General features: G+C 55.9%; 28 protein-coding genes. 17 read left to right on the top strand and 11 right to left on the bottom strand.

Features of this window, described 5'->3' with window-relative positions; all coding sequences use genetic code 11:
* Positions 1–49 precede the first annotated feature (49 nt).
* The 4 genes from AB4Y96_RS02150 to AB4Y96_RS02135 all read left to right on the top strand — a co-directional run bounded on the left by AB4Y96_RS02150 (position 50) and on the right by AB4Y96_RS02135 (position 2,613).
* On the top strand, positions 50–835 hold the full coding sequence (locus AB4Y96_RS02150; protein ID WP_441915375.1) for an SDR family NAD(P)-dependent oxidoreductase: 786 nt from the start codon (positions 50–52) through the stop codon (positions 833–835).
* A 93-nt stretch (positions 836–928) separates the two neighbouring features.
* Entirely contained in the window at positions 929–1,228 is a 300-nt protein-coding gene (locus tag AB4Y96_RS02145; RefSeq protein WP_441915373.1) for a DUF1127 domain-containing protein, read from the top strand.
* A gap of 27 nt (positions 1,229–1,255) precedes the next feature.
* Positions 1,256–1,846 (top strand): DJ-1/PfpI family protein, encoded by a 591-nt coding sequence (locus AB4Y96_RS02140; protein ID WP_441915371.1) that lies wholly within the window; start codon positions 1,256–1,258, stop codon positions 1,844–1,846.
* A 59-nt stretch (positions 1,847–1,905) separates the two neighbouring features.
* Complete coding sequence (locus tag AB4Y96_RS02135; protein WP_091879784.1) at positions 1,906–2,613, top strand: helix-turn-helix transcriptional regulator; 708 nt, start codon at positions 1,906–1,908, stop codon at positions 2,611–2,613.
* Here the strand turns inward: AB4Y96_RS02135 and AB4Y96_RS02130 are convergent.
* Both AB4Y96_RS02130 and AB4Y96_RS02125 read right to left on the bottom strand, forming a co-directional pair.
* On the bottom strand, positions 2,610–3,125 hold the full coding sequence (locus tag AB4Y96_RS02130) for a GNAT family N-acetyltransferase (protein WP_441915369.1): 516 nt from the start codon (positions 3,123–3,125) through the stop codon (positions 2,610–2,612). The two genes, AB4Y96_RS02135 and AB4Y96_RS02130, sit on opposite strands and share 4 nt — an antisense overlap.
* A gap of 78 nt (positions 3,126–3,203) precedes the next feature.
* Entirely contained in the window at positions 3,204–3,899 is a 696-nt protein-coding gene (locus AB4Y96_RS02125; protein ID WP_091879786.1) for a DUF1013 domain-containing protein, read from the bottom strand.
* Between the two features lie 227 nt (positions 3,900–4,126).
* Between AB4Y96_RS02125 and AB4Y96_RS02120 the strand changes: the two genes are divergently transcribed.
* A complete protein-coding gene (locus AB4Y96_RS02120) occupies positions 4,127–6,325 on the top strand; it encodes an esterase-like activity of phytase family protein (protein ID WP_441915366.1) in 2,199 nt (732 codons plus the stop codon).
* A gap of 54 nt (positions 6,326–6,379) precedes the next feature.
* Here AB4Y96_RS02120 and AB4Y96_RS02115 read toward each other — a convergent pair whose 3' ends face one another.
* Positions 6,380–7,384: an NAD(P)H-quinone oxidoreductase gene (locus tag AB4Y96_RS02115; protein ID WP_441915364.1), complete on the bottom strand. Its 1,005-nt coding sequence runs from the start codon at positions 7,382–7,384 to the stop codon at positions 6,380–6,382.
* 93 nt (positions 7,385–7,477) lie between these two features.
* Here AB4Y96_RS02115 and AB4Y96_RS02110 point away from each other — a divergent pair, with 93 nt between their 5' ends.
* The 3 genes from AB4Y96_RS02110 to AB4Y96_RS02100 all read left to right on the top strand — a co-directional run bounded on the left by AB4Y96_RS02110 (position 7,478) and on the right by AB4Y96_RS02100 (position 9,339).
* A complete protein-coding gene (locus AB4Y96_RS02110) occupies positions 7,478–7,663 on the top strand; it encodes a DUF1192 domain-containing protein (protein ID WP_441915362.1) in 186 nt (61 codons plus the stop codon).
* 105 nt (positions 7,664–7,768) lie between these two features.
* Positions 7,769–9,010, top strand: coding sequence for an MFS transporter (locus AB4Y96_RS02105; protein ID WP_441915360.1), 1,242 nt, complete (start codon positions 7,769–7,771; stop codon positions 9,008–9,010).
* Between the two features lie 65 nt (positions 9,011–9,075).
* Positions 9,076–9,339, top strand: a complete 264-nt coding sequence (locus tag AB4Y96_RS02100) for an ArsR/SmtB family transcription factor (RefSeq protein WP_091879792.1) — start codon at positions 9,076–9,078, stop codon at positions 9,337–9,339.
* Between the two features lie 117 nt (positions 9,340–9,456).
* Here the strand turns inward: AB4Y96_RS02100 and AB4Y96_RS02095 are convergent, their stop codons facing one another.
* Entirely contained in the window at positions 9,457–9,636 is a 180-nt protein-coding gene (locus AB4Y96_RS02095; protein WP_091879794.1) for a YdcH family protein, read from the bottom strand.
* Positions 9,637–9,862: 226 nt separating this feature from the next.
* Between AB4Y96_RS02095 and AB4Y96_RS02090 the strand changes: the two genes are divergently transcribed.
* The 5 genes from AB4Y96_RS02090 to AB4Y96_RS02070 all read left to right on the top strand — a co-directional run bounded on the left by AB4Y96_RS02090 (position 9,863) and on the right by AB4Y96_RS02070 (position 12,769).
* Entirely contained in the window at positions 9,863–10,066 is a 204-nt protein-coding gene (locus AB4Y96_RS02090; protein ID WP_091879795.1) for a YdcH family protein, read from the top strand.
* A gap of 95 nt (positions 10,067–10,161) precedes the next feature.
* Positions 10,162–10,659 (top strand): 5-(carboxyamino)imidazole ribonucleotide mutase, encoded by a 498-nt coding sequence (gene purE / locus AB4Y96_RS02085; RefSeq protein ID WP_091879797.1) that lies wholly within the window; start codon positions 10,162–10,164, stop codon positions 10,657–10,659.
* Between the two features lies 1 nt (position 10,660).
* A complete protein-coding gene (locus AB4Y96_RS02080) occupies positions 10,661–11,734 on the top strand; it encodes a 5-(carboxyamino)imidazole ribonucleotide synthase (RefSeq protein WP_441915357.1) in 1,074 nt (357 codons plus the stop codon).
* 168 nt (positions 11,735–11,902) lie between these two features.
* Entirely contained in the window at positions 11,903–12,028 is a 126-nt protein-coding gene (gene ykgO, locus AB4Y96_RS02075; RefSeq protein WP_091880250.1) for a type B 50S ribosomal protein L36, read from the top strand.
* A 60-nt stretch (positions 12,029–12,088) separates the two neighbouring features.
* Positions 12,089–12,769 carry a hypothetical protein gene (locus AB4Y96_RS02070; RefSeq protein WP_441915354.1) on the top strand — a complete coding sequence of 227 codons (681 nt, stop codon included), beginning with the start codon at positions 12,089–12,091 and terminating at the stop codon, positions 12,767–12,769.
* Positions 12,770–12,853: 84 nt separating this feature from the next.
* Here AB4Y96_RS02070 and pyk read toward each other — a convergent pair whose 3' ends face one another.
* On the bottom strand, positions 12,854–14,290 hold the full coding sequence (gene pyk, locus AB4Y96_RS02065; protein ID WP_441915352.1) for a pyruvate kinase: 1,437 nt from the start codon (positions 14,288–14,290) through the stop codon (positions 12,854–12,856).
* On the bottom strand, positions 14,287–14,790 hold the full coding sequence (locus AB4Y96_RS02060) for a DUF1036 domain-containing protein (protein ID WP_210275789.1): 504 nt from the start codon (positions 14,788–14,790) through the stop codon (positions 14,287–14,289). Before AB4Y96_RS02060 ends, pyk begins: the two co-directional genes overlap by 4 nt.
* 176 nt (positions 14,791–14,966) lie before the next feature.
* Between AB4Y96_RS02060 and AB4Y96_RS02055 the strand changes: the two genes are divergently transcribed.
* The 3 genes from AB4Y96_RS02055 (at position 14,967) to AB4Y96_RS02045 (ending at position 16,684) form a co-directional block, all read left to right on the top strand.
* Positions 14,967–15,761, top strand: coding sequence for an N-formylglutamate amidohydrolase (locus tag AB4Y96_RS02055; protein ID WP_441915350.1), 795 nt, complete (start codon positions 14,967–14,969; stop codon positions 15,759–15,761).
* Between the two features lie 2 nt (positions 15,762–15,763).
* On the top strand, positions 15,764–16,069 hold the full coding sequence (locus AB4Y96_RS02050) for a DUF1244 domain-containing protein (protein ID WP_112523041.1): 306 nt from the start codon (positions 15,764–15,766) through the stop codon (positions 16,067–16,069).
* A 345-nt stretch (positions 16,070–16,414) separates the two neighbouring features.
* Positions 16,415–16,684, top strand: a complete 270-nt coding sequence (locus AB4Y96_RS02045) for a DUF2312 domain-containing protein (protein ID WP_175540565.1) — start codon at positions 16,415–16,417, stop codon at positions 16,682–16,684.
* A gap of 135 nt (positions 16,685–16,819) precedes the next feature.
* On the opposite strand, the gene AB4Y96_RS02040 is transcribed toward AB4Y96_RS02045, so the two are convergent.
* Positions 16,820–17,446 (bottom strand): hypothetical protein, encoded by a 627-nt coding sequence (locus tag AB4Y96_RS02040; RefSeq protein ID WP_441915347.1) that lies wholly within the window; start codon positions 17,444–17,446, stop codon positions 16,820–16,822.
* 246 nt (positions 17,447–17,692) lie between these two features.
* Here AB4Y96_RS02040 and AB4Y96_RS02035 point away from each other — a divergent pair, with 246 nt between their 5' ends.
* A complete protein-coding gene (locus tag AB4Y96_RS02035) occupies positions 17,693–19,042 on the top strand; it encodes an MFS transporter (protein ID WP_441915345.1) in 1,350 nt (449 codons plus the stop codon).
* Positions 19,043–19,110: 68 nt separating this feature from the next.
* Here AB4Y96_RS02035 and AB4Y96_RS02030 read toward each other — a convergent pair whose 3' ends face one another.
* The 4 genes from AB4Y96_RS02030 to AB4Y96_RS02015 form a co-directional block, all read right to left on the bottom strand.
* Positions 19,111–19,470: a hypothetical protein gene (locus AB4Y96_RS02030; RefSeq protein ID WP_112523044.1), complete on the bottom strand. Its 360-nt coding sequence runs from the start codon at positions 19,468–19,470 to the stop codon at positions 19,111–19,113.
* Between the two features lie 84 nt (positions 19,471–19,554).
* Positions 19,555–20,853 carry a CynX/NimT family MFS transporter gene (locus AB4Y96_RS02025; protein WP_441915343.1) on the bottom strand — a complete coding sequence of 433 codons (1,299 nt, stop codon included), beginning with the start codon at positions 20,851–20,853 and terminating at the stop codon, positions 19,555–19,557.
* Positions 20,850–21,527: a FadR/GntR family transcriptional regulator gene (locus AB4Y96_RS02020; protein ID WP_441915341.1), complete on the bottom strand. Its 678-nt coding sequence runs from the start codon at positions 21,525–21,527 to the stop codon at positions 20,850–20,852. Before AB4Y96_RS02020 ends, AB4Y96_RS02025 begins: the two co-directional genes overlap by 4 nt.
* Positions 21,528–21,614: 87 nt before the next feature.
* Positions 21,615–21,944: a hypothetical protein gene (locus AB4Y96_RS02015; RefSeq protein WP_441915339.1), complete on the bottom strand. Its 330-nt coding sequence runs from the start codon at positions 21,942–21,944 to the stop codon at positions 21,615–21,617.
* Positions 21,945–21,952: the final 8 nt, after the last annotated feature.

The raw sequence follows: 21,952 nt of genomic DNA, 5'->3' as shown, positions 1-21,952 counted from the left end.
CCCCGGGGCGTGAGAGTTAAGCTTCGATTCCCAATCAGGAGAATCGAATATGGCTTTGGATGGCAAGATCGCAATTGTTACCGGCGGTGCTCAGGGTATCGGCAATGCCATTGCCCGGCGCTTTCTGCAGGACGGCGCGAGCGTGATGATTGCCGACAGCAATGATGAACGCGGGCTTGCGGCGGTCAAGGATCTCAGCGGTTTTGGCAAGGTGCGCTTCACTTCTACGGATGTCAGCAGCAAACTTGATGTGCATAATCTGGTAGCAGCGACCCTTGATGCATTTGGCGATATCGATGTTCTCGTCAACAATGCCGGTATTGTTCACAAGGCCGAATTCCTCGATCTCAAGGAAGAGGATTTCGACCGGGTTCTGCGCATCAACCTGAAAGGGTCGTTCCTGTGTGGGCAGGCGATAGGCCGTCACATGGTGGACAAGGTGCAGAAGGGCGGGTCGCCCGGCGCAATCATCAATCTTTCTTCGATAAATGCCCTGTTTGGCCTACCCAATCAGGTGCCCTATTCCATCTCCAAGGGCGGTGTGAACCAATTGACACGGGTTATGGCCGTGTCGCTCGCCACCCACGGGATCAGGGTCAATGCCATTGGACCCGGTTCGATCAATACGGATATGCTGGAGGCTGTGAATTCCGATGCGGCTTCGAAGCAGCGCATGCTTTCCCGCACTCCGCTTGGCCGGATTGGGGAACCATCAGAAATTGCTGCCATTGCCGCGTTTCTGGCGTCCGACGATGCCAGCTATATCACCGGCCAGACCATTTATGCCGATGGCGGGCGATTGCCCCTCAATTACACGGTTCCCGTCAAATCATAGGTGCTATTTTTCACTCCCTGCTGACAGGCTCCTGACAGAAGGTTGTCAGGAGGGGTGTGCGATAGTGTCTTCATAAGCAAAGGAGACACGGACATGAATATGATTGATTTCGGCATCGTCAACACGGTGAAGCGTCTGTGGACGGGATACACGCACACACGCGAGGAAATGCGGACTGAACGCGCCATCAACAATCTTCCTGACTATCTGCTGAAAGACATTGGCTGGCCCGATGCCTATGCGGAACGTCTTGCGATGCGCAATTCGGTGAAGGACATCGCAGCTGGCAATGACAATGCCAGCGCGATTCGCCGTTCCGATCGCCTGCAGCGCCCAATGCCGCATAGAGGCAGAAAAACAAGCCAGAACGGTCATTTGACGCTAGAATACTAATTATTGAAGCCAAAGGGAGCATCTGCCATGGACCAGAAAAAGACAATCGGCCTCGTATTCATCGATCAGTTTGCTGATTGGGAATTCGGCTTGTTGGCTGGCTCAGCTGTCGAATGGTTTGGTGCGCGGATAATTGCCTTGGCTCCGACATCAGGTCCACTGAAATCCATTGGCGGCTTGCATCTTGTGCCGGATCGCGGGCTTGAGCCGCAGGATAATACCGATCTGGATGCGGTTGCCGTCATCGGTGCCAACACATGGCCGTCAGAAGACGCTCCTGACATTGCACCGCTTTTGAAGTCAGTTTTGTCAGGCGGCGGAATTGTTGGGGGCATTTGCGGCGGCACGCTGGCTCTGGCACGCGCTGGTCTTTTCGAGGGCCGCAAACACACCAGCAATGGGGCTGGCTGGATACAGTCGGTCATGGGTGAATATGCGGGCTCTTCTCTCTATCAGGATGTGCCCCATGCGGTGCGTGACGCGCATATTGTCAGTGCTGCCGGCTCGGCTCCCGGCACATTTGCCACAGAGTTTCTTGAAGCGGTTCTGCCTGAGCAGGCTGGGCAGATTGCCGAAATGCGCAGCTTTATCGCACGTGAGTATCAGGCAACGGGTTGACTGCCGAAGAAGATTTGTAACCGAACAGCGCCTCAATGAAGGCCTGAAGGAATAGTGACATGCGACGAGCAGACCGTCTCTTTCAGATTGTGCAGAAACTCCGCGGCGGACGCCTTGTCACCGCGCGCCAGCTGGCGGAAAAGCTTGAAGTGTCCGAGCGTACCATCTACCGCGATATCGCCGACCTGCAATCAACAGGCGTGCCGATCGATGGAGAGGCAGGCGTCGGTTACATCCTGCGCGAGGGTTTTGACCTGCCTCCACTGATGTTTACCCGTGATGAGGTGGTGGCGCTGGTTGCCGGAGCCCGGTTGATTACGGCCTGGGGCGGTGCTTCCATGGCGCGTGCCGCTGAGGAAGCCATCATCAAGATTGGCGCAGTCCTGCCCAAGGATGACCGCCCGCGCATCGCCAACACGCATATCCATTCGTCCAGCACCAATATCAGCAGCCATGACCGGGCGATGATCGATCTGGCTGAAAACGCTGCGGACCAATGTCAGGTGCTGTCGATCACCTATAAGGACCTTGATGGCAAGGAAAGCCTGCGCGATATCCGTCCGCTTGGCCTGTGGTTCTGGGGCAAGGTCTGGACTGTTATCAGCTGGTGCGAGCTGCGCAATGATTTCAGGACATTCCGTATCGACCGGATATCCAAGGCTGACAAAGCATTGCGCATTTTCCGTCAGGAGCGCGGCAAGACGCTGGCCGATTTCTACCGCCGTGTGGAATTGAGTGAAGCGCCTGATGCGAAGAAGGCGTCTTAAGGCGTCATATCCTCTTGGGTCATGACAAAACGTTTGTATGGAACACCATCCTGCTCGGCTTTGAACCCGATCTTTTGTGCGACATGGATCGATGCCGCATTCTCAGGATGAATCTCGGCGATGATGCGATCGATACCCACGGTGTTAAATGCATGAAGAATGAGAGGCCGTGCCGCTTCGGTCGCATAGCCCTTGCCCCATGCGTGGCGATTGAGCCGCCAACCGATTTCGATATCCGGTCCCACGGCATTATCAGGAATGAGCAGAACCCATCCTAAAAACAGTTCTGGCTGTTGTTTCGCAAAAATAGACCAATAGCCCAAACCGAAGCCGAAATTTGTCTCAATACGGGATGTGACGAAGCGGCGATGTTCTTCCGGATCATGCCAAGGTCCCGGTACATATTTCGTCACTTCCGGGTCGCGGTCCATCGCCATGCTGGCCTCAAGATCGGCCATGGTGCGCGGGCGCAGGAAAAGGCGTTCGGTCTCGAATATCGGCAGCAAAACCATTCCCTCCAAAACAAAAAAGCTCCACCAGAGGCGGAGCTTTCCTGATTTCGGAACTGCCCGTCAAGGCAATCGTGATGCTTATTCTTCTTCGTCTTCGTCCGCATTGCGGCCCTTGAGCGAAGACAGCTTGGCGAAAACCTTGTCCGCATCAAGCTCTTCGTCCTCTTCACGGACGACTGGCTGGATATCCAGATTTTCCGTAGCGGAGGCTGGCAGCAATGTGTCGCCGCCTTCGCCTGGCTGGACTGGACGGTTGCGTGAAGAACGCTCGACCTCAAGGTCGAGATCGATCTGCGAGCACAGGCCCAGTGTTACCGGGTCCATTGGCTGAAGATTGTTCGAGTTCCAGTGGGTGCGGTTGCGGATCTGTTCGATGGTCGATTTCGTCGTGCCGATGAGGCGCGAAATCTGCGCATCTTTCAGTTCCGGATGGTTGCGCACCAACCAAAGAATAGCGTTCGGACGATCCTGACGCTTGGATAGCGGTGTGTAGCGCGGGCCCTTACGCTTGGCTTCCGGCACACGTACTTTCGGCTCAAGAATCTTCAACTTGTGATTGATATCGGCTTCACCCTTGGCGATTTCCTCGCGCGACAACTGACCTGTGATCAGCGGGTCCAGCCCCTTGATGCCCTGCGCCGATTCACCGTCCGCAATAGCTTTCACCTCAAGCGGGTGCAGTTTGCAGAAACCTGCAATCTGGTCAAAAGACAGAGCGGTGTTGTCGACAAGCCAGACGGCCGTTGCCTTTGGCATGAGAAGCTGGGTGGCCATTGAATATAGTCCTCTCGTTCGTCCGCTCCGGTGAGGCGGGACGTGGGTTCAACCACAATTTCCGGGAATTCGAGGCGTTATATAGCCTTAAATTCCCCGTTCGGCAAGAATCGGTTTTCGTTACGTCCCAATGCCGTTGCCGGTTTCATCGAACTGTCACGAAACTGTCATTGCACTGCAATGCAACCGGGTGACTCATCCCTGATAAAAAAGAGGAGATTCAACCCATGTCGCACAAATTCCTTTGCTTCGGGCTGTGGACCGCTCTGGCCGCATCCGTTGCTCTGCCCGCCGCCGCTGAACCGGTTTTCAACCGCATCGCCAGCTTTCCCGTTGCAGATAATCTGCCAAAAGATGCAGACAAATCGAAGGCAACATCCTCCGAGATCATCACGGCGTCGGAAGACGGCAAGACGCTTATTTATTCCGATAGCCCTTATGGCGCGATCGGCTTTGTCGATATCACCGATGCGGCCAAGCCGAAGGCTGGCGGCCTGATCAAGGTTGAAGGCGAGCCCACATCTGTTGCCGTTGCCGGTGGCAAGGTATTGGCTGCGGTCAATACCTCGAAGGACCACAAGAATCCCTCAGGCCGGCTCGATGTGATCGATCTGGCTTCACGCAAGGTGCAGGCAAGTTGTGAGCTTGGCGGCCAGCCGGATTCGGTCGCCGTTTCGCCCGACAAGACATTCGCTGCCATCGCCATTGAAAATGAGCGCGATGAAAAACTGAATGACGGTGAAATACCGCAGCTTCCCTCAGGCGATCTCAAGATTTTTGCGCTTAAGGATGGCGCCCCTGACTGTGCCAGCATGAAAAGCGTGACGCTGACAGGTCTGTCCGAAATTGCCCCTGATGATGCCGAGCCTGAGTTCGTGTCCATCAACAAGGAGAACCAGATCGCCGTTACGCTGCAGGAAAACAACCACATTGCAATTATCGATGCGGCAAGCGGCAAGATTACATCGCATTTCTCGGCGGGTGCTGTTGATCTCGACAAGATTGACGTCAAGAACGACGGCGTCCTCAAGTTCGATGGCGGCATGAAGGGCGTGCTGCGTGAGCCGGATACTGTTAAATGGCTCGATAATGACCGGATCGTCATCGCCAATGAAGGTGACTACAAGGGCGGTTCGCGCAGCTTCACCATTTTTTCCAAGGACGGCAAGCTTCTCTATGAATCAGGCCCGTCGCTTGAGCACAAGATTGCCGAAGCTGGTCATTATCCCGATAAGCGCAACAAGAAGGGCGTTGAACTTGAAGGCGCTGAAGTCGCCAAGTTTGGCGATGTGAACTATCTGTTCATCGCCAGCGAGCGCGCCTCCGTTGTGGGCGTTTACAAGGACACCGGCAAGGACCCGGAATTTGTACAGCTGCTGCCGTCCGGCATTGCTCCGGAAGGTATTCTTGCCATTCCATCGCGCAACCTGTTCGTGACAGCCAATGAAGCCGATCTGGTCGAGGATGGCGGTGCGCGATCCCACGTCATGGTCTATGAGTTGAAAGATCAGCAGCCGTCCTATCCAAAGATCGTGTCCAAATCGAAGGATGATGGCACGCCGCTCGGCTGGGGTGCATTGTCGGGTCTTGTTGCTGATCTGAAGGAGCCGGGCAAGCTTTATGCCGTATCGGACTCGTTCTATTCCGCCGCGCCCACCATCTACACAATCGATGCCAAGCAGACCCCGGCAAAGATCACCAATGCGCTGGTGGTGACGCGCGGTGGTCAACCGGCACAGAAGCTCGATCTTGAAGGCATCACCACTGACGGTGCTGGCGGCTACTGGCTTGCCAATGAAGGCGACCAGTCCAAGCTGGTTCCTCACGCCATTTTCAACGTGAACGACAAGGGTGAGATCAAGAAGGAAATCGCACTTCCCGAGGAATTGCTCCCGCATCAGACCCGCTTTGGTCTTGAGGGGATCACCCGGGTTGGCGAAGGTGACGCAACGGTGTTGTGGATGGCCGTGCAGCGGGAATGGAAGGATGATGAAAAGGGCTTTGTCAAACTCCTGAGCTACAACATCAAGGACAAGAGCTGGGGCGCTGTTGCCTATCCGCTTGACAAGACCAAGGACGGTTGGGTCGGTCTTTCTGAAATCACCGCCCATGACGGTCAGCTCTTCATCATCGAGCGCGACAATCTTGTTGGCGACAAGGCTGCCAACAAGAAGCTCTATCGCGTGGCGCTCGAAGGTTTGAAGCCCGCGAAGATTGGCGAGAAGCTGCCTGTCGTTGAAAAGAAGCTGGCGCATGATTTCATCGCCGACCTCAAGAGCACCAATGGTTTTGTGGTCGACAAGCTGGAAGGCTTTACAGTGGATGCCGACGGCAATGGCTATGCGGTCACCGACAATGACGGCGTCGACAATTCATCCGGCGAAACCCTGTTCTTCGGCATCGGCAAGGTCGCTGCCACGAACTGACCGAGATATCGAGACTAAAAAGGCCGCGTCTTGTACGCGGCCTTTTGTTTGCCATCAGCCGACATCAAGCATGATCTTGCCGACATGCTGGCCCTCTTCCATGCGCTCATGCGCACGCCAGGCTTCATGCAGCGGGTAGACCATGTCGATAACAGGCGCGACACGGCGTTCCACCAGTAGTGGCCAGACTTTCAGCTCCAGTTCACGGGCAATTGCCGCCTTGAACTCGATTGGCCTGGTACGCAAAGTTGATCCCGTATGGGTCAGTCGCTTGACCATTATCTTGGAAACATCGGCATTGGCCTTTGCACCATTGAGGTGAGCGATCTGCACAATGCGTCCATCCATGGCAGCGGCATCATAATTGCGCTCGACATAATCTCCACCGACCATATCAAGCGTCAGGTTGACACCCTTGCCGCCGGTGGCTTGTTTCACCGCATCGACGAAATCGTGGGTGCGGTAGTTGATGGCTCTGTCAGCACCGAGCTTTAGACACGCCTCGCATTTGTCATCGGAGCCTGCGGTCGTGATGACATAGGCTCCAAAGGCGCTGGCAAGCTGGATTGCCGTGGTGCCAATACCGGATGTGCCGCCATGCACGAGAAATGTCTCGCCGCTCGTGAGGCCGCCACGCTCGAAAACATTGTGCCAGACCGTGAAGAATGTCTCGGGCAGTGCCGCTGCTTCAATAAAGCCATATCCTGCAGGGATCGGCAGAGCCGTGGTTTCATGCACCGTGCAATACTGGGCATAGCCTCCGCCCGCCACCAGCGCTGTCACGCGGTCGCCAATGCGAAAGCGGGTAACGCCAGTGCCCACAGCAACCACTTCGCCCGCAATCTCAAGGCCGGGAATATCCGACGCACCTGGCGGTGGCGGATAATGACCTTGCCTTTGCAAAATATCTGGCCTGTTGACACCAGCCGCGTGTACCTGAACCAGAAGTTCGTTCGGACCCGCCTCCGGAACGCCGCGCTTTCCCGGCTTGAGGACCAGCGGACCACCCGGCTGGGTAATCTCGATTGCGGTCATCGTCGTCGGAATCTTGCTGGCCATGAAATACTCCTTCAGTTGATTCGCTTGAATGATTTGCAATTCGAAGCGGGGGGACTGTATCCTTTCAGCATAGAGCGACAAGTGGAGGATGTTATGTCACTTTTCGATGAGGAACCGAAACGCAAGATTGCCCACGAAATCGGGCAGGAGCTTTCCCTGCTTTCCGTGGGTGAACTGGACGAGCGTATTGGCATCCTGCGCGCCGAAATCACGCGGCTTGAGGAAGAGCGCGCCCGCAAGGGCGATAGCAAGACGGCGGCCGAAGCACTTTTTCGCTGAAACGGAACGTAAATGATGCGGATGTCATGATGTCTCCGCATTGCTGACTGAGACGAATCTGTATCGGTAGTGTTACCGGTTCTGTCAAAGCATAGGGGTATCGCTGTGTTCCGCTCGTTCGTACAGGTCTTTGCCCTTTTGTGTGGCACGTCGTTTCTGGTTATGGCGTCAGGCCTGCACGGGCTTTTGCTGCCCTTGCGCGGCGGGGCGGAAGGCTTTTCCACCACATCGCTCGGTCTGTTGGGCACGGCCTGGGCTGGCGGGTTTATCACCGCCTGCCTGCTTGCACCGCGTCTGGTGCGCCGGGTCGGGCATGTCAGGGCATTCAGCGCCTTTGCCTCGATTGCTGCCATTGTTGCCCTCAGCACCGGCATACTTGTTGATCCGACGGCATGGATTGTCCTGCGTGCGCTGACCGGCTTTGCCATGGCCGGCGCTTACATGGTGATCGAAAGCTGGCTGAATGAGCGGGCAACCAATGCCAATCGCGGTCAGATTTTTGGTCTTTATATGGTGGTGAATTTTGCTTCCATCACCGCAGGTCAGATGATGATCGGCTTTGGCGATGTGCACAACGGCACTTTCTTCATGCTATCGGGTATTCTGTTTTGTCTGGCCCTCATTCCGACGGCGATTTCCACTGCTAGCAGCCCCAAACCATTGACCGAAGTGCAGCTTGATCTGCGAGCGCTTTACCGCAATTCGCCGGTGGCGTTTGTCGGCTGTATTCTTATCGGCGTTGCCAATGGTGCCTTCGGTACGCTCGGTGCCGTCTATGGTGCGGCGACAGGCATTACAACGACCGAGATTGCCCTGATGATGAGCGCCTCGGTCATGGGTGGTGCATTGATGCAGATTCCTGTGGGACGTATGTCTGACCGCACAGACCGGCGTTACGTGCTGGCCTTCGTTGCCGGTGCCGCTGCCATTGTCGGTATGCTGATTTTCCTGATCGGTTCGCGTCAGGCGACAGTCATCCTGTTCATGACCGCCATCTATGGCGGCTTGGCCTATACGCTTTATCCGGTCGCCGTGGCCCATGCGAACGACTATTCGGACACGCAGAATTTCGTCAAGGTAACCGGCGGCCTGCTGCTTCTTTACGGGTTCGGTACGATGATCGGCCCGATCCTTGGTGCCTGGTCCATGGAATATATTGCGCCGGAGGGCCTGTTTGCGATCACGGCGCTGGCGCATGTATCGATCATGACCCACGCGATCATCCGCTCACGCATGCGCGCGGCCATGCCGATTGCCATGCGAGACAATTTCCAGACCGTTCCGTCGGAACGGGCGACGCCGGAAGGTATCAAGCTTGATCCTCGCGCCGAAGCCCAGCCGGACTAGGTTTTGGTGTCGTTTTTTGTACAAAATACGTTGACATTGATAGCAATTTGAAACGACTATTCGGTATGGTCGAAACAGATGCATTTGCAGCCATTTCTGATCCAAACCGCCGCTACCTGCTGGAAGAGTTGCGGCGCGGGCCCAAGACAGTCAATGAACTTGCGGTTGGTTTGCCCATCTCACGCCCCGCTGTTTCCCAGCATCTCAAGGCGCTGCTCGACGCACGGCTGGTCAAGGTTAAATCCGAAGGCACGCGCCGGATCTATGCGGTCGATGATAGTGGCTTCGTTCACCTGAATTTGTGGCTGGATCAGTTCTGGAGCGAATGAATTCGTATACAGGGCAAATAAAAAACCCGGTCTCGCGACCGGGTTTTGATTTTAGTGCCTGCACAGCTGCCTCTCCGGCAACCGGCTGGAATTCTTTTTAACGTCAGCCAAAGGCGGTCAGTGACGTGTGGCGGTCAATCTCAGTTTTTCGATTTGCTCTTTCAGCATGAGCTTACGACGTTTCATATCGGTAATTTTCAGATCGTCAGTGGCAGGGCTGGCCTGCGCTTCGGAGATTTCCTTCTCGAGTGCACCATGCTTACGTTCAAGCGTTTCAAGATGAGACTCAATGGCCATCCGGCTTCTCCCTTGGTTGGTTTCCTACTCGTCCATGCTCTGCTTGCCAAAAGGCGAGATTATGACAGAGCCGTGACACTCTGCCACCACTTTAAGCAATTGTCGAATTTGTTTCGTAGGATTTTCTTGTCATGTAAAATATGATATGGCCACGTCCTGATCCGGTATTCTCGAACGCCGGACCAGACATTGGATTCTTCTATAACAAAATACCGGGAATCACTGCATGTCCGACCAGGATCAGGCTGACATTCGATTGGCAGTCGCACGATTGAAACAGGAGCATCTGGATTTTGATGCCGCCATACAAGCGATGATCCAGGTTGGTTGCGACCAGCTTCGAGTTCAGAGAATGAAAAAGAAGAAGCTGATCATCAAGGACAAGCTCATCGAGCTTGAAGACAAGATCATTCCGGACATTATCGCCTAATATTCCACAGCTTGAGACAAGCGGGCCGTGCATAACTTGCGGCGCCTCCGCTTTTGCTCTAATTCCTGCACACTCCGCTGATCAGAGGATGTTCAATGGCCGATAAACGCGCTGACGTCGCAATCATCATGGGTAGCCAGTCCGATTGGGCGACCATGCGCCACGCTGCCGAGACACTTGATGCACTCGGCATTTCTCACGACGACCGCATTGTTTCCGCCCACCGCACGCCAGACCGGCTTGTTACCTTTGCCAAGGGTGCACGCGATGCAGGTTTCAAGGTTGTGATTGCCGGAGCAGGCGGCGCTGCCCATCTTCCTGGTATGGCTGCTTCCATGACACCGCTGCCGGTTTTCGGTGTGCCGGTGGAATCAAAAGCCCTTTCCGGACAGGACTCGCTTCTTTCCATCGTTCAGATGCCAGCTGGCATTCCTGTCGGCACTTTGGCAATTGGCAGGGCAGGCGCTGTCAATGCCGCGCTTTTGGCGGCTGCGGTTCTCGCGCTGAACGACGCCGCGCTGGCAAAGAGGCTTGATGACTGGCGCACGGCGCAGAGTGCAAAGGTCGCCGAACGGCCGTCTGACGAGGCATAAGATGATTGCAGCAGGATCGACTATCGGCATTATCGGCGGTGGACAGCTTGGCCGTATGCTCGCCATGGCTGCGGCCCGTCTGGGCTATCGCACGGTTATTCTGGAGCCTCAGGCGGATTGCCCGGCAGCGCAGGTTGCCAATGAGCAGATTGTGGCTGCCTATGATGATCCCAACGCACTGGAACGTCTGGCTGATCTGAGTGATGTCATCACTTATGAGTTCGAGAACGTGCCCGTTGATTCGGCTGAAACGCTGAATGAGAGCAAGCCGGTATTTCCGCCACCGGAAGCGCTGAAAGTCTCGCAGGATCGTGTAACCGAGAAGCGCTTTCTCAACGCGGCGGGTATCCAGACAGCGCCATGGCGCATTGTCGAGAATGAAGGTGATCTCAAAGCGGCGCTTCTGGCCTTTGAGGGCAAGGGCATCCTCAAGACCCGCCGTTTTGGCTATGACGGCAAGGGGCAGGTCAAATTCTCCGGCGCGAAGGGCGAAAGCGCCAAGAACGCTTTTGCTGCTGTCGGCAGTGTTCCATCCATTCTGGAAGGTCTTGTCGATTTTACCCGCGAGATTTCCGTGATCGCGGCGCGTGACGAGGCGGGCAATATCCGCATTTATGACATTGCGGAGAATGTGCATAAGGACGGTATTCTGGCGACCTCAACGGTGCCTGTTTCCGTTTCATCAACGATAGCGGGAACCGCTGCCGATTCGGCGCGCAAGCTGCTGGAGGCGCTCAATTATGTTGGTGTTCTCGGCATGGAATTCTTCGTGCTGGCCAATGGAACGCTGCTGGCCAATGAATTTGCGCCGCGTGTGCATAATTCCGGCCACTGGACCGAAGCCGCCTGTGCGGTCTCGCAATTCGAGCAGCATATCCGCGCAGTTGCCGGGCTGCCGCTTGGTGATACGCGGCGTCATTCCGATTGCGTGATGGAAAATCTCATCGGTGATGATGTGGAGAAATTACCGGCGATTCTTGCCGAAAGCGGAGCTGTGGTTCATCTCTATGGCAAGGCTGAAGCGCGTCCGGGCCGCAAGATGGGCCACGTCACACGCATCACAAAGCGGCTGTAACAGCAAATAAATATGCTCCTGACCCATGAATCGCCATATGAATCATGAGTCGGGAGTTGACAATCGGGGCATTCCTTGGCTATTTCCCCGCAACGTGTTTCCGGCGCGCTTATGAGGCGCGCTTTATTATTGGTGCCCGGTTTCGGGCGTAAAGATACCGGTGCTGAAATGAAGATCAAGAATTCGCTTAAGGCTCTTAAAGGCCGTCATCGTGACAATCAGCTGGTGCGCCGCAAGGGCCGCATCTACATCATCAACAAGACTGCTCCGCGTTTCAAAGCGCGCCAGGGCTGATTTACCGTTTCACGGTTATTTGCATTTGACGTTTCGCTGATACGGATTACGATCCTGATCATGCGGAACGTTTTTGCTATTCTGGTTAGTTGTTTTCTTGTGATGCCGTCAGCGGCTGCGCTGGCGCAGGATAAATCCGGGACAGATGTTCCAGCGGCTTCGCCGCAAACGCGCACTCCCGCGGCTTCGCCGCAAACACTCCCCTCTGCGGCTGCGCCACAGGCCGTATCCCTGCCGGACAAAACTCTGGCGGAAAAGCGCGCTGATCGCCTCAATGAATTGTTTTCCGCCTTGAAGCGAGAACGCAACGAGATGAAGGCCACCCGCATTGCCGAGCAGATCCAGACCCAATGGCAGAACTCCGGCAGTGCAAGCATTGATCTGATGATGCAATGGGCCGCTGGTGCCATGGCCGAAAAGAAATATTCGGTTGCGCTGGATTTCCTCGATCAGGTCACGGTGATGAAGCCGGACTTTGCTGAAGGCTGGAACCGGCGCGCCACGGTCAATTTCCTGATGAATGATTATGGGCGGTCCATGGCCGATATCCAGAAGACGCTGTCGCTGGAGCCACGCCATTTTGGCGCTCTGGCCGGACTGGCTGCTATTTTGAAGGATACGGGGAAGAAGGAAGCTGCCCTGCACGCTTTTGAGCAGGTTCTGAGCGTTTACCCTATGATGCGCGAGGCACAGAAGCAGGCGGGCGAACTGGCTGACGATCTGGCGGGTCAGCGCACCTAGTTTTTCTCAGCTGTATAAGCAGGAAATTCGTTTGAAAAACTGTATCGGGCTGGCGATGATACACCACCAACCCGAACAGTAATCTTAGATACCGGTCAGACCGTCCGAACCGATATAGGCGATACGCAGCATATTGGTTGAGCCTGGGGTGCGCAGCGGCACACCAGCTGAAATGATGATGCGGTCGCCCGGATTGCCGAACTCTTCCTGATAGGCGATGTGGCAGGCACGATCGACCATGTCGTCAAGATCAGTCGCATCTTCGGTCACAACGCAGTGCAGGCCCCAGACGAGCGAGAGCTTGCGCGCTGTCTCGACAACCGGCGACAGGGCGATGATCGGCAGCAAGGGCCGTTCACGCGCTGCACGTAGCCCTGTGGTGCCTGACGCCGTATAGGTGACGATGGCGGACAGGTTGAGCGTTTCGGCGATCTGGCGGGCTGCCAGCGAAATGGCGTCGGCGCCTGTTGCATTTGGTTCGGGGCGCTGGGCGTGAATGATGCCGGGATAGTTGGGATCGCGTTCAACCTCTTCGGCAATGCGCGCCATGGTCGATACGGCTTCCACAGGATAATCACCCGCTGCGGATTCTGCGGAAAGCATGACAGCGTCAGCGCCTTCGAACACGGCAGTTGCCACGTCGGAAACTTCGGCGCGTGTCGGTACCGCTGCAGTAATCATCGATTCCAGCATCTGCGTGGCAACGACAACAGGCTTGCCAGCCCTGCGGCAGGCGCGAATGATCTGCTTCTGAATGCCGGGAACGGATTCCAGTGGCATTTCAACACCGAGATCGCCGCGCGCCACCATCAGCGCATCGGAAAGCTCGATGATTTCCGCAAGACGGGTAACGGCTTGCGGCTTCTCAATCTTCGAGAGCAATGCAACGCGGCCGCGCGAGATCTTGCGTACTTCGGCAAGATCCTCCGGCCGCTGAATAAAGGACAGGGCCACCCAGTCGACTTCTTCCTGCAGGACGGCATCAAGATCGCGGCGATCCTTTTCCGTCAGCGCGCTGACGCCGAGCGTTGTATCGGGCAGGCTGACGCCCTTCTTGTCTGAGATCTTGGTGCCTGATACCACGCGGCAGGTAATGGACTTTCCGTCCGAAGCTTCCGCGACCAGAGCGAGCTTGCCATCATCAACAAGCAGACGGTGCCCGGCTTCGACAGCTTCCAGAATTTCCGGATGTGGCAGGAATACGCGGGTGTTGTCACCCAGCGCCTCGTTGTTGTCGAGCGTGAAAATCTGTCCCGGAACGAGGTCAACCTTACCTTCGGTGAATTTGCCGACGCGCAGTTTCGGTCCCTGCAAGTCGGCCAGAATGCCGATTGGCCGGCCCACTTCCTTTTCGACGTTGCGCAGGCGGCGGACAAGTTCGCGCATGAGTTCATGGCTGGCATGGCTCATATTGATGCGGAACACGTCGGCACCGGCTTCAAACAGTTTGCGAATCATCGCTTCGTCTGAAGAAGCGGGACCCAGAGTGGCGAGGATTTTGACCTTACGGCGACGTCTCATCGAGGAGGGGTATCCGTTACAATTGGAGCTGAGGGAGGAGTTTCTTCCGTAAGCTGGACCATCCAGCTTGATTGTTCCCCGGTATCATACTCCTGAAATCCCGCGCGCTGGAACCCGCGCGCAAAACAATCATTGATACCGGTAATCTTGAACTGGTTTTCTGCCACGCACATATTCACCTTGCCATCCCAGCGGCCGCCGCTCTGAGCGTCCTCGGCATAGAGATAGTAATAGCGCGACGTCAGTGGGCCAACGACCAGTGTGGTGCAGGAGGACGCATTGACGTGCCACCAGCCTTCCGTGATCCAGCCCGTCTTCGCCCGATAACCAAGCGCGACGCCGACGAGATTTTGTGTGGTGTTGCACACGCGAAAATCGGCATGGGCTTTCTCCGGCGCAAAGACACTGCCTGCTACGAAAATGAATAAAAAAGCCGCTAGAAAGCTGCTCAATCGCGTCCGCTGATGCTGGTCAGCGCGGAAAATGATGCCCCTGCGCAATATTGCCTCCGTCCGTCTTAGACTCCTTTTCCGCAGTTTCACGTGCATTGTCAACGCGCTAATCGGCCTAACGTGCAGTTCCTTGACCACTGCGACAAAAGATTGGTGGTTGCATTCGCAGTCAGGGCGTGAAACACAAAAAAATCTCCCGAATAATCGCGCAAGAGAACGTTCCTATGCCGTTTTCCCCTTTCCATCTTGTCAATGGCAACGAGGCCAGAGGTCTGGTGCTGCTGGCTGATCATGCCCGCCGCGATTTGCCCGAGGAATATGGCTCGCTTGGACTGCCACCACAGCAGTTTGAACGGCATATTGCCTATGATATCGGTGTCGAGCTTTTGACTTGGAAACTGGCTGTTATGCTGGATGTTCCGGCGGTGCTTGGCGGCTTTTCCCGTTTGCTGATCGATCCAAACCGGGGAGAGGACGATCCAACGCTGATCATGCGCCTGTCCGATGGCGCGATTATTCCGGGAAACAATCCAATACCGGAAGCCGAACATCAAAAACGCGTGAATGATTTCTATCGCCCCTATCATAATGCGGTCGCGGATAGGATCGATGCGGTTGCCAAGGTAAGCGGCAAGGCACCGCTGGTCATCTCCATCCATTCATTCACTGCGTTCTGGAAGACAACGCCAAGGCCATGGCATGCGGGTATTCTCTGGGACAGCGATCCGCGCGCGGTTCTGCCGCTCATCAAGGCTTTGGAGGCTGATCCACAACTGGTGGTCGGGGATAACGAGCCCTATGACGGGGCACTGCGCAATGACACGATGTTCAAACATTGTATCGTGCCGGGCCTCGCCCATGCCTTGATCGAGGTGCGGCAGGATTTGATCGCCGATGAGACTGGCATCAGCGAATGGGCCGATCGTCTGGCACCGATCCTTGAAGCCATCAATGCTGATCCCGATATGCATGTTGTCAGGCAATATGGTTCGCGAACTGGCCCACTGGAGGAAGTTTGAACATGAACGATCTTACGGAAGAACAGCGTATTGCCCTTGAGGCGGCGGCGTTCCGGCGTCTGGTGGAGCATCTGCGCGAACGCAGCGACGTTCAGAATATCGACCTGATGAATCTGGCCGGTTTTTGCCGCAACTGCCTCTCCAACTGGTATCGGGAAGCCGCTGACGGGGCGGGTATTGCCATTTCAAAGGATGAATCCCGCGAGATCATCTATGGCGAACCCTATGCCGAATGGCAGGCCAAACATCAGCGCGAGGCCAGCGATGCGCAAAAAGCTGCATTTGAAGTGAACAAGCCTTCCCATTGAGGGTGTGGGTGGTGGTTGCGTGGCGATTGGTTCGTGGTTCGACAAGCTCACCATGAGGGAGAGTGTGGATGTAACGCTAATCGTAAAGATTGCAGAATAAAGCTCCCCTCATCCTGAGCCTGTCGAAGGGCCTCATGGTGAGCTTGTCGAACCACGAACCACGAGCCAATCGCCACACAACCGCGAACCACACCATGGGCAGCGCAAGCCCCCCGGAATGATGAATCAAACACAACTATCTTGCGATGAAACTTGATGTGTCTTGACTCATCCTAGGCGGGTCGGGCATCGGAACCCCAGAGGCGGCGCTTCCGAGTCGCACAATCAATTTTTACGGAGCAGAATATGAGCATGGATGATGTAGCGCCACAGGGTGGTGTCGAAGGTGTTGCGGCTGCGGAATTGCGGCAGTTCATTGAGCGCATTGAGCGCCTTGAGGAAGAAAAGACCACCCTTCAGGACGACATCAAGGAAGTCATGGCTGAGGCCAAGGGGCGCGGCTATGACACCAAGATCATCCGCACGATCGTTCGCCTGCGCAAGAAAGATGCCAATGAGCGCAAGGAAGAAGAAGCGATCCTCGAGCTTTATATGAACGCGCTCGGCATGGTCTGATCGGCGCTTCCGGATTTGAGGTATTGGGCAAGAGAGAACTGTTGGTTCCCTCTTGCCGCTTTAAACGCTGAAGCCTGCCGTGTTTCCCCCAAATGCCATCAAGCACCGGGAGGAGTTATCGCTCTCGGGTTCTAATTAGGCATAGGCGCCGGAATAGGGCACAAGATATGTGCAAGGCGTTGCATACATCCAGAAATTAGCGGCAGGTTGGGTCGGTTGAAGAATATCCAGCACATTGGTTTGCGGGTGACGCAACCGGTCGGCGGCCTGATGAACCAGTTTCGTTTCGCGATCTTCGTCCGGATGCCATTTATATTCATTTTTGCCGGATATGGTCAGTTCCAGCATAGACGTTCCGTTGCTCTGGCGCTCTCCCATATACACCCAGTCGAGCGGAAATGAGCCAAGGGCCATCCACCAGTCTTTGTTGGTGTAATACGCCTGCTTTACCCAATAGCGGCCTTTTTGACCTGGCTTCATTGGGGATTTTTTTGTCTCGCTGTTGATTGCGTTGATGAAGCCACGAGAAACACCTGAATCTTCATTCAACAATTGGCTGGCCATAAAATATTTGGGCGTTCCGGTCCCGTCCATATAGTGGTTGATATATTCTTCGGCCCTGCCGCCGCTTTTCATCATGACGATTTTCGCCATCTCGATGAGAGTGCGGTCAGTGCGCCATTGCGACTGCATCACCCTCATCGGTCCGGGGCCATTCTTGGCAACAAAGGCCGCAAATTCAACCGCTGATCGGGTCGACATGATCTGTACCTCAAGCAAATAAAATGAGTGTTATTTGCTCAAAGTTAATCCAACTCGGCTTCACCTGACAAGCAGCACGAAATCTCTGTCTCACCCAGCCGTGACTGATATCGCTTGAACTGACCGCGCGCCGGGTATACTCGTCAACGCGCCCACCTATTCTTTCACGATCCACTTCTTTCGAATGATGTGATCTGCCGACATTCGCGTTGGGGCAGCTGCCTCGGCCGTCAGGGAGTAAATTCAATGTCCGTATCCACAGCGCAGCTGTCTGTAAAGGCACCTGCCAATTCGCGTTCCCGCGTTATTCTGGCCAGCCTGATTGGCACCACCATCGAGTTCTACGACTTCTACGTCTATGCAACCGCTGCCGTTCTCGTTTTCCCGCATCTGTTTTTCCCCCCAGGCAATGAGACCACGGCTCTCCTGTCGTCCTTTGCCATCTTTGGCGCGGCCATGGTGGCGCGCCCGCTTGGCGCGATCTTCTTCGGCCATCTTGGTGACAAGCGCGGACGGAAAATCACGCTGGTCGGCGCCCTGTTGACCATGGGTATTGCCACATTCCTCATCGGCGTTTTGCCGACTTTTGCCAGTGTTGGCTGGTTTGCACCTGCCATGCTGGTTGTCCTGCGTCTGGCGCAAGGTTTCGCATTGGGTGGCGAATGGAGCGGTGCCGCACTGGTGGCCACGGAGAATGCACCCGCTGGAAAACGCGCCATCTTCGGCACCTTTCCACAACTTGGCGCTCCCATAGGTTTCATTATCGCCAACGGCCTGTTCCTGCTCATCGCGGCAATCCTGCCATCGGATGATCCATCACGGCCATCCCTCGCGTTTCTCGATTGGGGTTGGCGCATTCCGTTTCTGTTCTCGGCTGTCATGGTGATTGTCGGCCTATGGGTGCGGCTTAATCTGGTTGAAAGCGCAGCCTTCGAGAAAACAGTGAGCAAAGGCGAGATCAAGAAGGTCCCGCTGGTTTCCGTCTTCCAGTCACACTGGAAGCAGCTTGTGCTTGGCACTTTCTACATGCTTGCCACCTATGTGCTGTTTTATTTGATGACGACGTTCTCGCTCAGCTATGGCCGCGCAGCAACAACAGGACCAATTGCCGGTCTTGGTTATGACTATACGACGTTTGTTCTGATGATGATTGTCGGTGTGGTGTTCTTCGGCATTTTCACCATGGCCTCCGGTCCATGGGCCGACCGCTGGGGCCGCCGCAAAACACTGATCTGGGTGACCCTTACGATTGCCGTGTTCGGCCTTTTGTGGGTGCCGATGCTGTCGCTGGGTTCAGCTGGCGTCATGGCTTGGCTGATATTGGGCTTTGCCCTGATGGGAATGACATTTGGCCCGATGGGCGCATTGCTTCCGGAGCTGTTCCCGGTGAGCATGCGCTATACGGGATCGGGTATTTCCTACAACGTCTCGTCCATTCTCGGTGCCGCGGTTGCCCCCTTTATCGCTATTGCCCTGTGGAAGCTTGGCGGCGGTAGCCCGTTCTGGGTCGGCGTCTATCTCTCGGCAATGGCTGTTCTGACGCTGATTGCATTGGTGATCGGCAAGGAAACCAAGGATGTGGATATCGAAGCTTAGGTCGATACTGCTCCGAAATGAAAAAGGCGCGGCGAGCTGTGGAAGCTGCCGCGCCTTTTCTTTTGGCCTTAGTAATTCGGATTGTAGATCAGCCGGTCACGGTTTAACGGACGATTATAAACCGGTGCGCGGTTCTGGTTCTGCTTGGCAAGCGATCCGACAATCACGGCACCGAGCGCGAGACCTGCAACACCGGCGATGATTGCTGTATCGCGGTTTTTGTGGCGGCGATCAGAACGGTAATCGCGGTCACGATAGTAGTCCCGGTCGCGATAATCATCGTCGTAACGATCACGGTAGTAACGATCGCCGGACCAGCTATCATCGTCATAGGAATAATAGCCGCCTGCCTGGGCCGGAGCCGATGGGAGGCTGATTGCGCTGAACGATACGGCGGCAACCAGCAGAGCAGCGAGTGTCTTTTTCATGATGCGGTCCTCAACATTAAGTGTTGACCACAGATATAAAGCGCCTCGGCTGAACCGGTGATGAATGCCGCCGTTAGCTGCCGTTCACAGGGTGATTGTGCGGGCGTTCACATGCAAGGCGCGCCCCGCGCCCCAGCCGAAAACGGCAACGCCAATCCCCAGCAGAACAAACAGAATAGCCGTTGATGCATAGCTTTCGGTCGCGCTGTGGATCAGACCAACGAGCAGTGGGCCAATGGCAGCCAGCATATAACCAATGCATTGGGCCATGCCCGAAAGATGCGACGCGACATGCGAATCCGGCGAGCGCAGCACGATCATTGTCATGGCGATGGCGATGAGGCCACCCTGACCGATGCCTTGAATAATAGCCCACAACCAGACCGTGGAGAGCGGCGCAAACAACAGGCCAAGCAGACCGATAACCGCAATCGTGGCAAGTCCGACATTGATGAGGCGCTGGTCCTTGCAACGGACGGCAAAGGACGGAACGAGCAGGCAGGTGACGACCTGCGCCATAACAGAGACGGAGACGACAACACCGGCAGTTGTTCCATCCAGCCCGCGATCGCGCAGGATTGGCGCAAGCCAGCCGAAGATACAGTAGGCGAGAGCAGATTGCAGCCCCATGAACAGGGTAACCTGCCATGCCAGACGGTCACGCCACAGGCCAACCACCTTGAAGCCCGCATGTTTGGTACGCACCTTGCGGGCAAGGGCCTGTGGCAGCCAGATCGCGGCGACAATGAGGACGGGGAGTGCCCAGGCGCTGAGTGCAAGCGACCACGATCCGTCAAGCATCTTCTGAACGGGCAGGGTCAGTCCCGCAGCGCTTGCGGCACCGGCGCAGAGCGCCATGGTGTAAAGGCCGGTCATCATCCCGGTACGGCTGGCGAAATCGCGCTTGACGAGACCGGGCAGCAGCACATTGCCAATGGCGATACAGGCGCCGGCCAGTGCCGTGCCGATGAACAGCAAGGGCAGGGATTCCAGTCCGCGCAATGCCGTGCCGAGAGCAAGCAGCAGAAGAACACCCAAAAGCGTGCGCTCCGCACCGATCCGCTGCGCAAGGCGTGGGGCCAGCGGGGCGAATACACCAAGACACAAAACCGGCAGCGTGGTGAGAACACCTGCACCAAAGGACGAAAGCCCGGTCTGCGAAATGATCTCGGGTAGAAGCGCCGACGCGCTGGAGAAAACAGGACGGAGGTTATAGGCGATGAGAACGAGACTGAGGCCGAACAGAATCTGTGCGCCACGGCTTTTAAAATCAGGCACACGCGGCTGGGGAATGCTGTCCACTTCCGCATCGACAAGTTGTTCGGCGGCAATATCGAGATCCGTGGAGAGCCGGGAATGTTCAGTCTTGGAGTGCTGATTCATGATGCAAGCAACCGATCAAGTTCAATAAGGATGGGGGCAATGAAGGTGCGGGTGGTCGAGGCGGCCCTGTCAGGGTCTCCCGAGGCAATCGCATCGATAATGGCTGCGTGAGCGGCCATATCGGGTTCGGGGAGTTCGCCAGTTACGGTCGCCCGGATGATTTCCTGAGTGGAAACCGAAAAGAATTCGTAGACTTCGATGAGGGCAAAATTGCCCGATGCCGCGACAACCGCCTTGTGAAAAGCGAGGTCCTGTTCGACATATAAATCATGTCTGGAAGCGTTATATTCGCCGCGCTCAGCCAATAGCTGCCGCAACTCGGCAATGACTTCAGGTGTATGGCGCATGGCTGCCAGTCTTGCCGCCTCAACTTCCAGCGCACAGCGCGTCTCGACCTGATCGCGCAGGCCAGTGCGCCGGATGCGGAGCAAGCTTTCATCGGGATTGCTGATCGAGCGGACATAGGTGCCCGAGCCCTGTTTGGTTTCCAGAAAGCCCTGTGCGACAAGCACCCGCACCGCTTCACGCACAGTTCCGCGGCTGACGCCAAGCATATCGGCCAGTGCGGCTTCATTGGGGATGCGCTCCCCAATCGGCCAGCGATTGGTGATGATTTCCGCGCGGATATTATCAATGGCTGTTTCGGCCAGATTGGTGCGGGCTGCGGGTTGCATTCGGATCAAGTCCCAAAGTCATCGGATGACTTGATAACTATGGGACTTGGCTGTGCCTGTCAATGCACCTTGATGACGGTGAGCGGCTTAGCGATAAATAATGATGGGCCGACGATGCACAATAATTGGCGCGGGGCGCTCGATGATCACGGTTCTTGGCCCGAATGCTTCGAGCGGAAACCAGTAACCGCGATAGAAACGGTAACCGGGCCGAAAATAGCCATAGCCGCGATGGCCGTTGTAATAATAACCGTCGTGCCAATTATAGTAGCCGCGCCGCCAATAGACAGGCTCAGCCTGGGATTGCAGATGATCGCCCTGCATGGGCAGGAGTGGCATGGCGCTGGCGCTTTGCGCTCCGGCCAAGGTGCCGACGGCTACAAGGCCAGCGGTGACAATGCTTAAGACTGTTCTCATAATAACCT

This window comes from Phyllobacterium sp. TAF24, assembly GCF_052113785.1.
In the GTDB taxonomy this organism is placed as follows: Bacteria; Pseudomonadota; Alphaproteobacteria; order Rhizobiales; family Rhizobiaceae; genus Phyllobacterium.
This window is presented reverse-complemented; position numbering and strand designations above follow the sequence as displayed.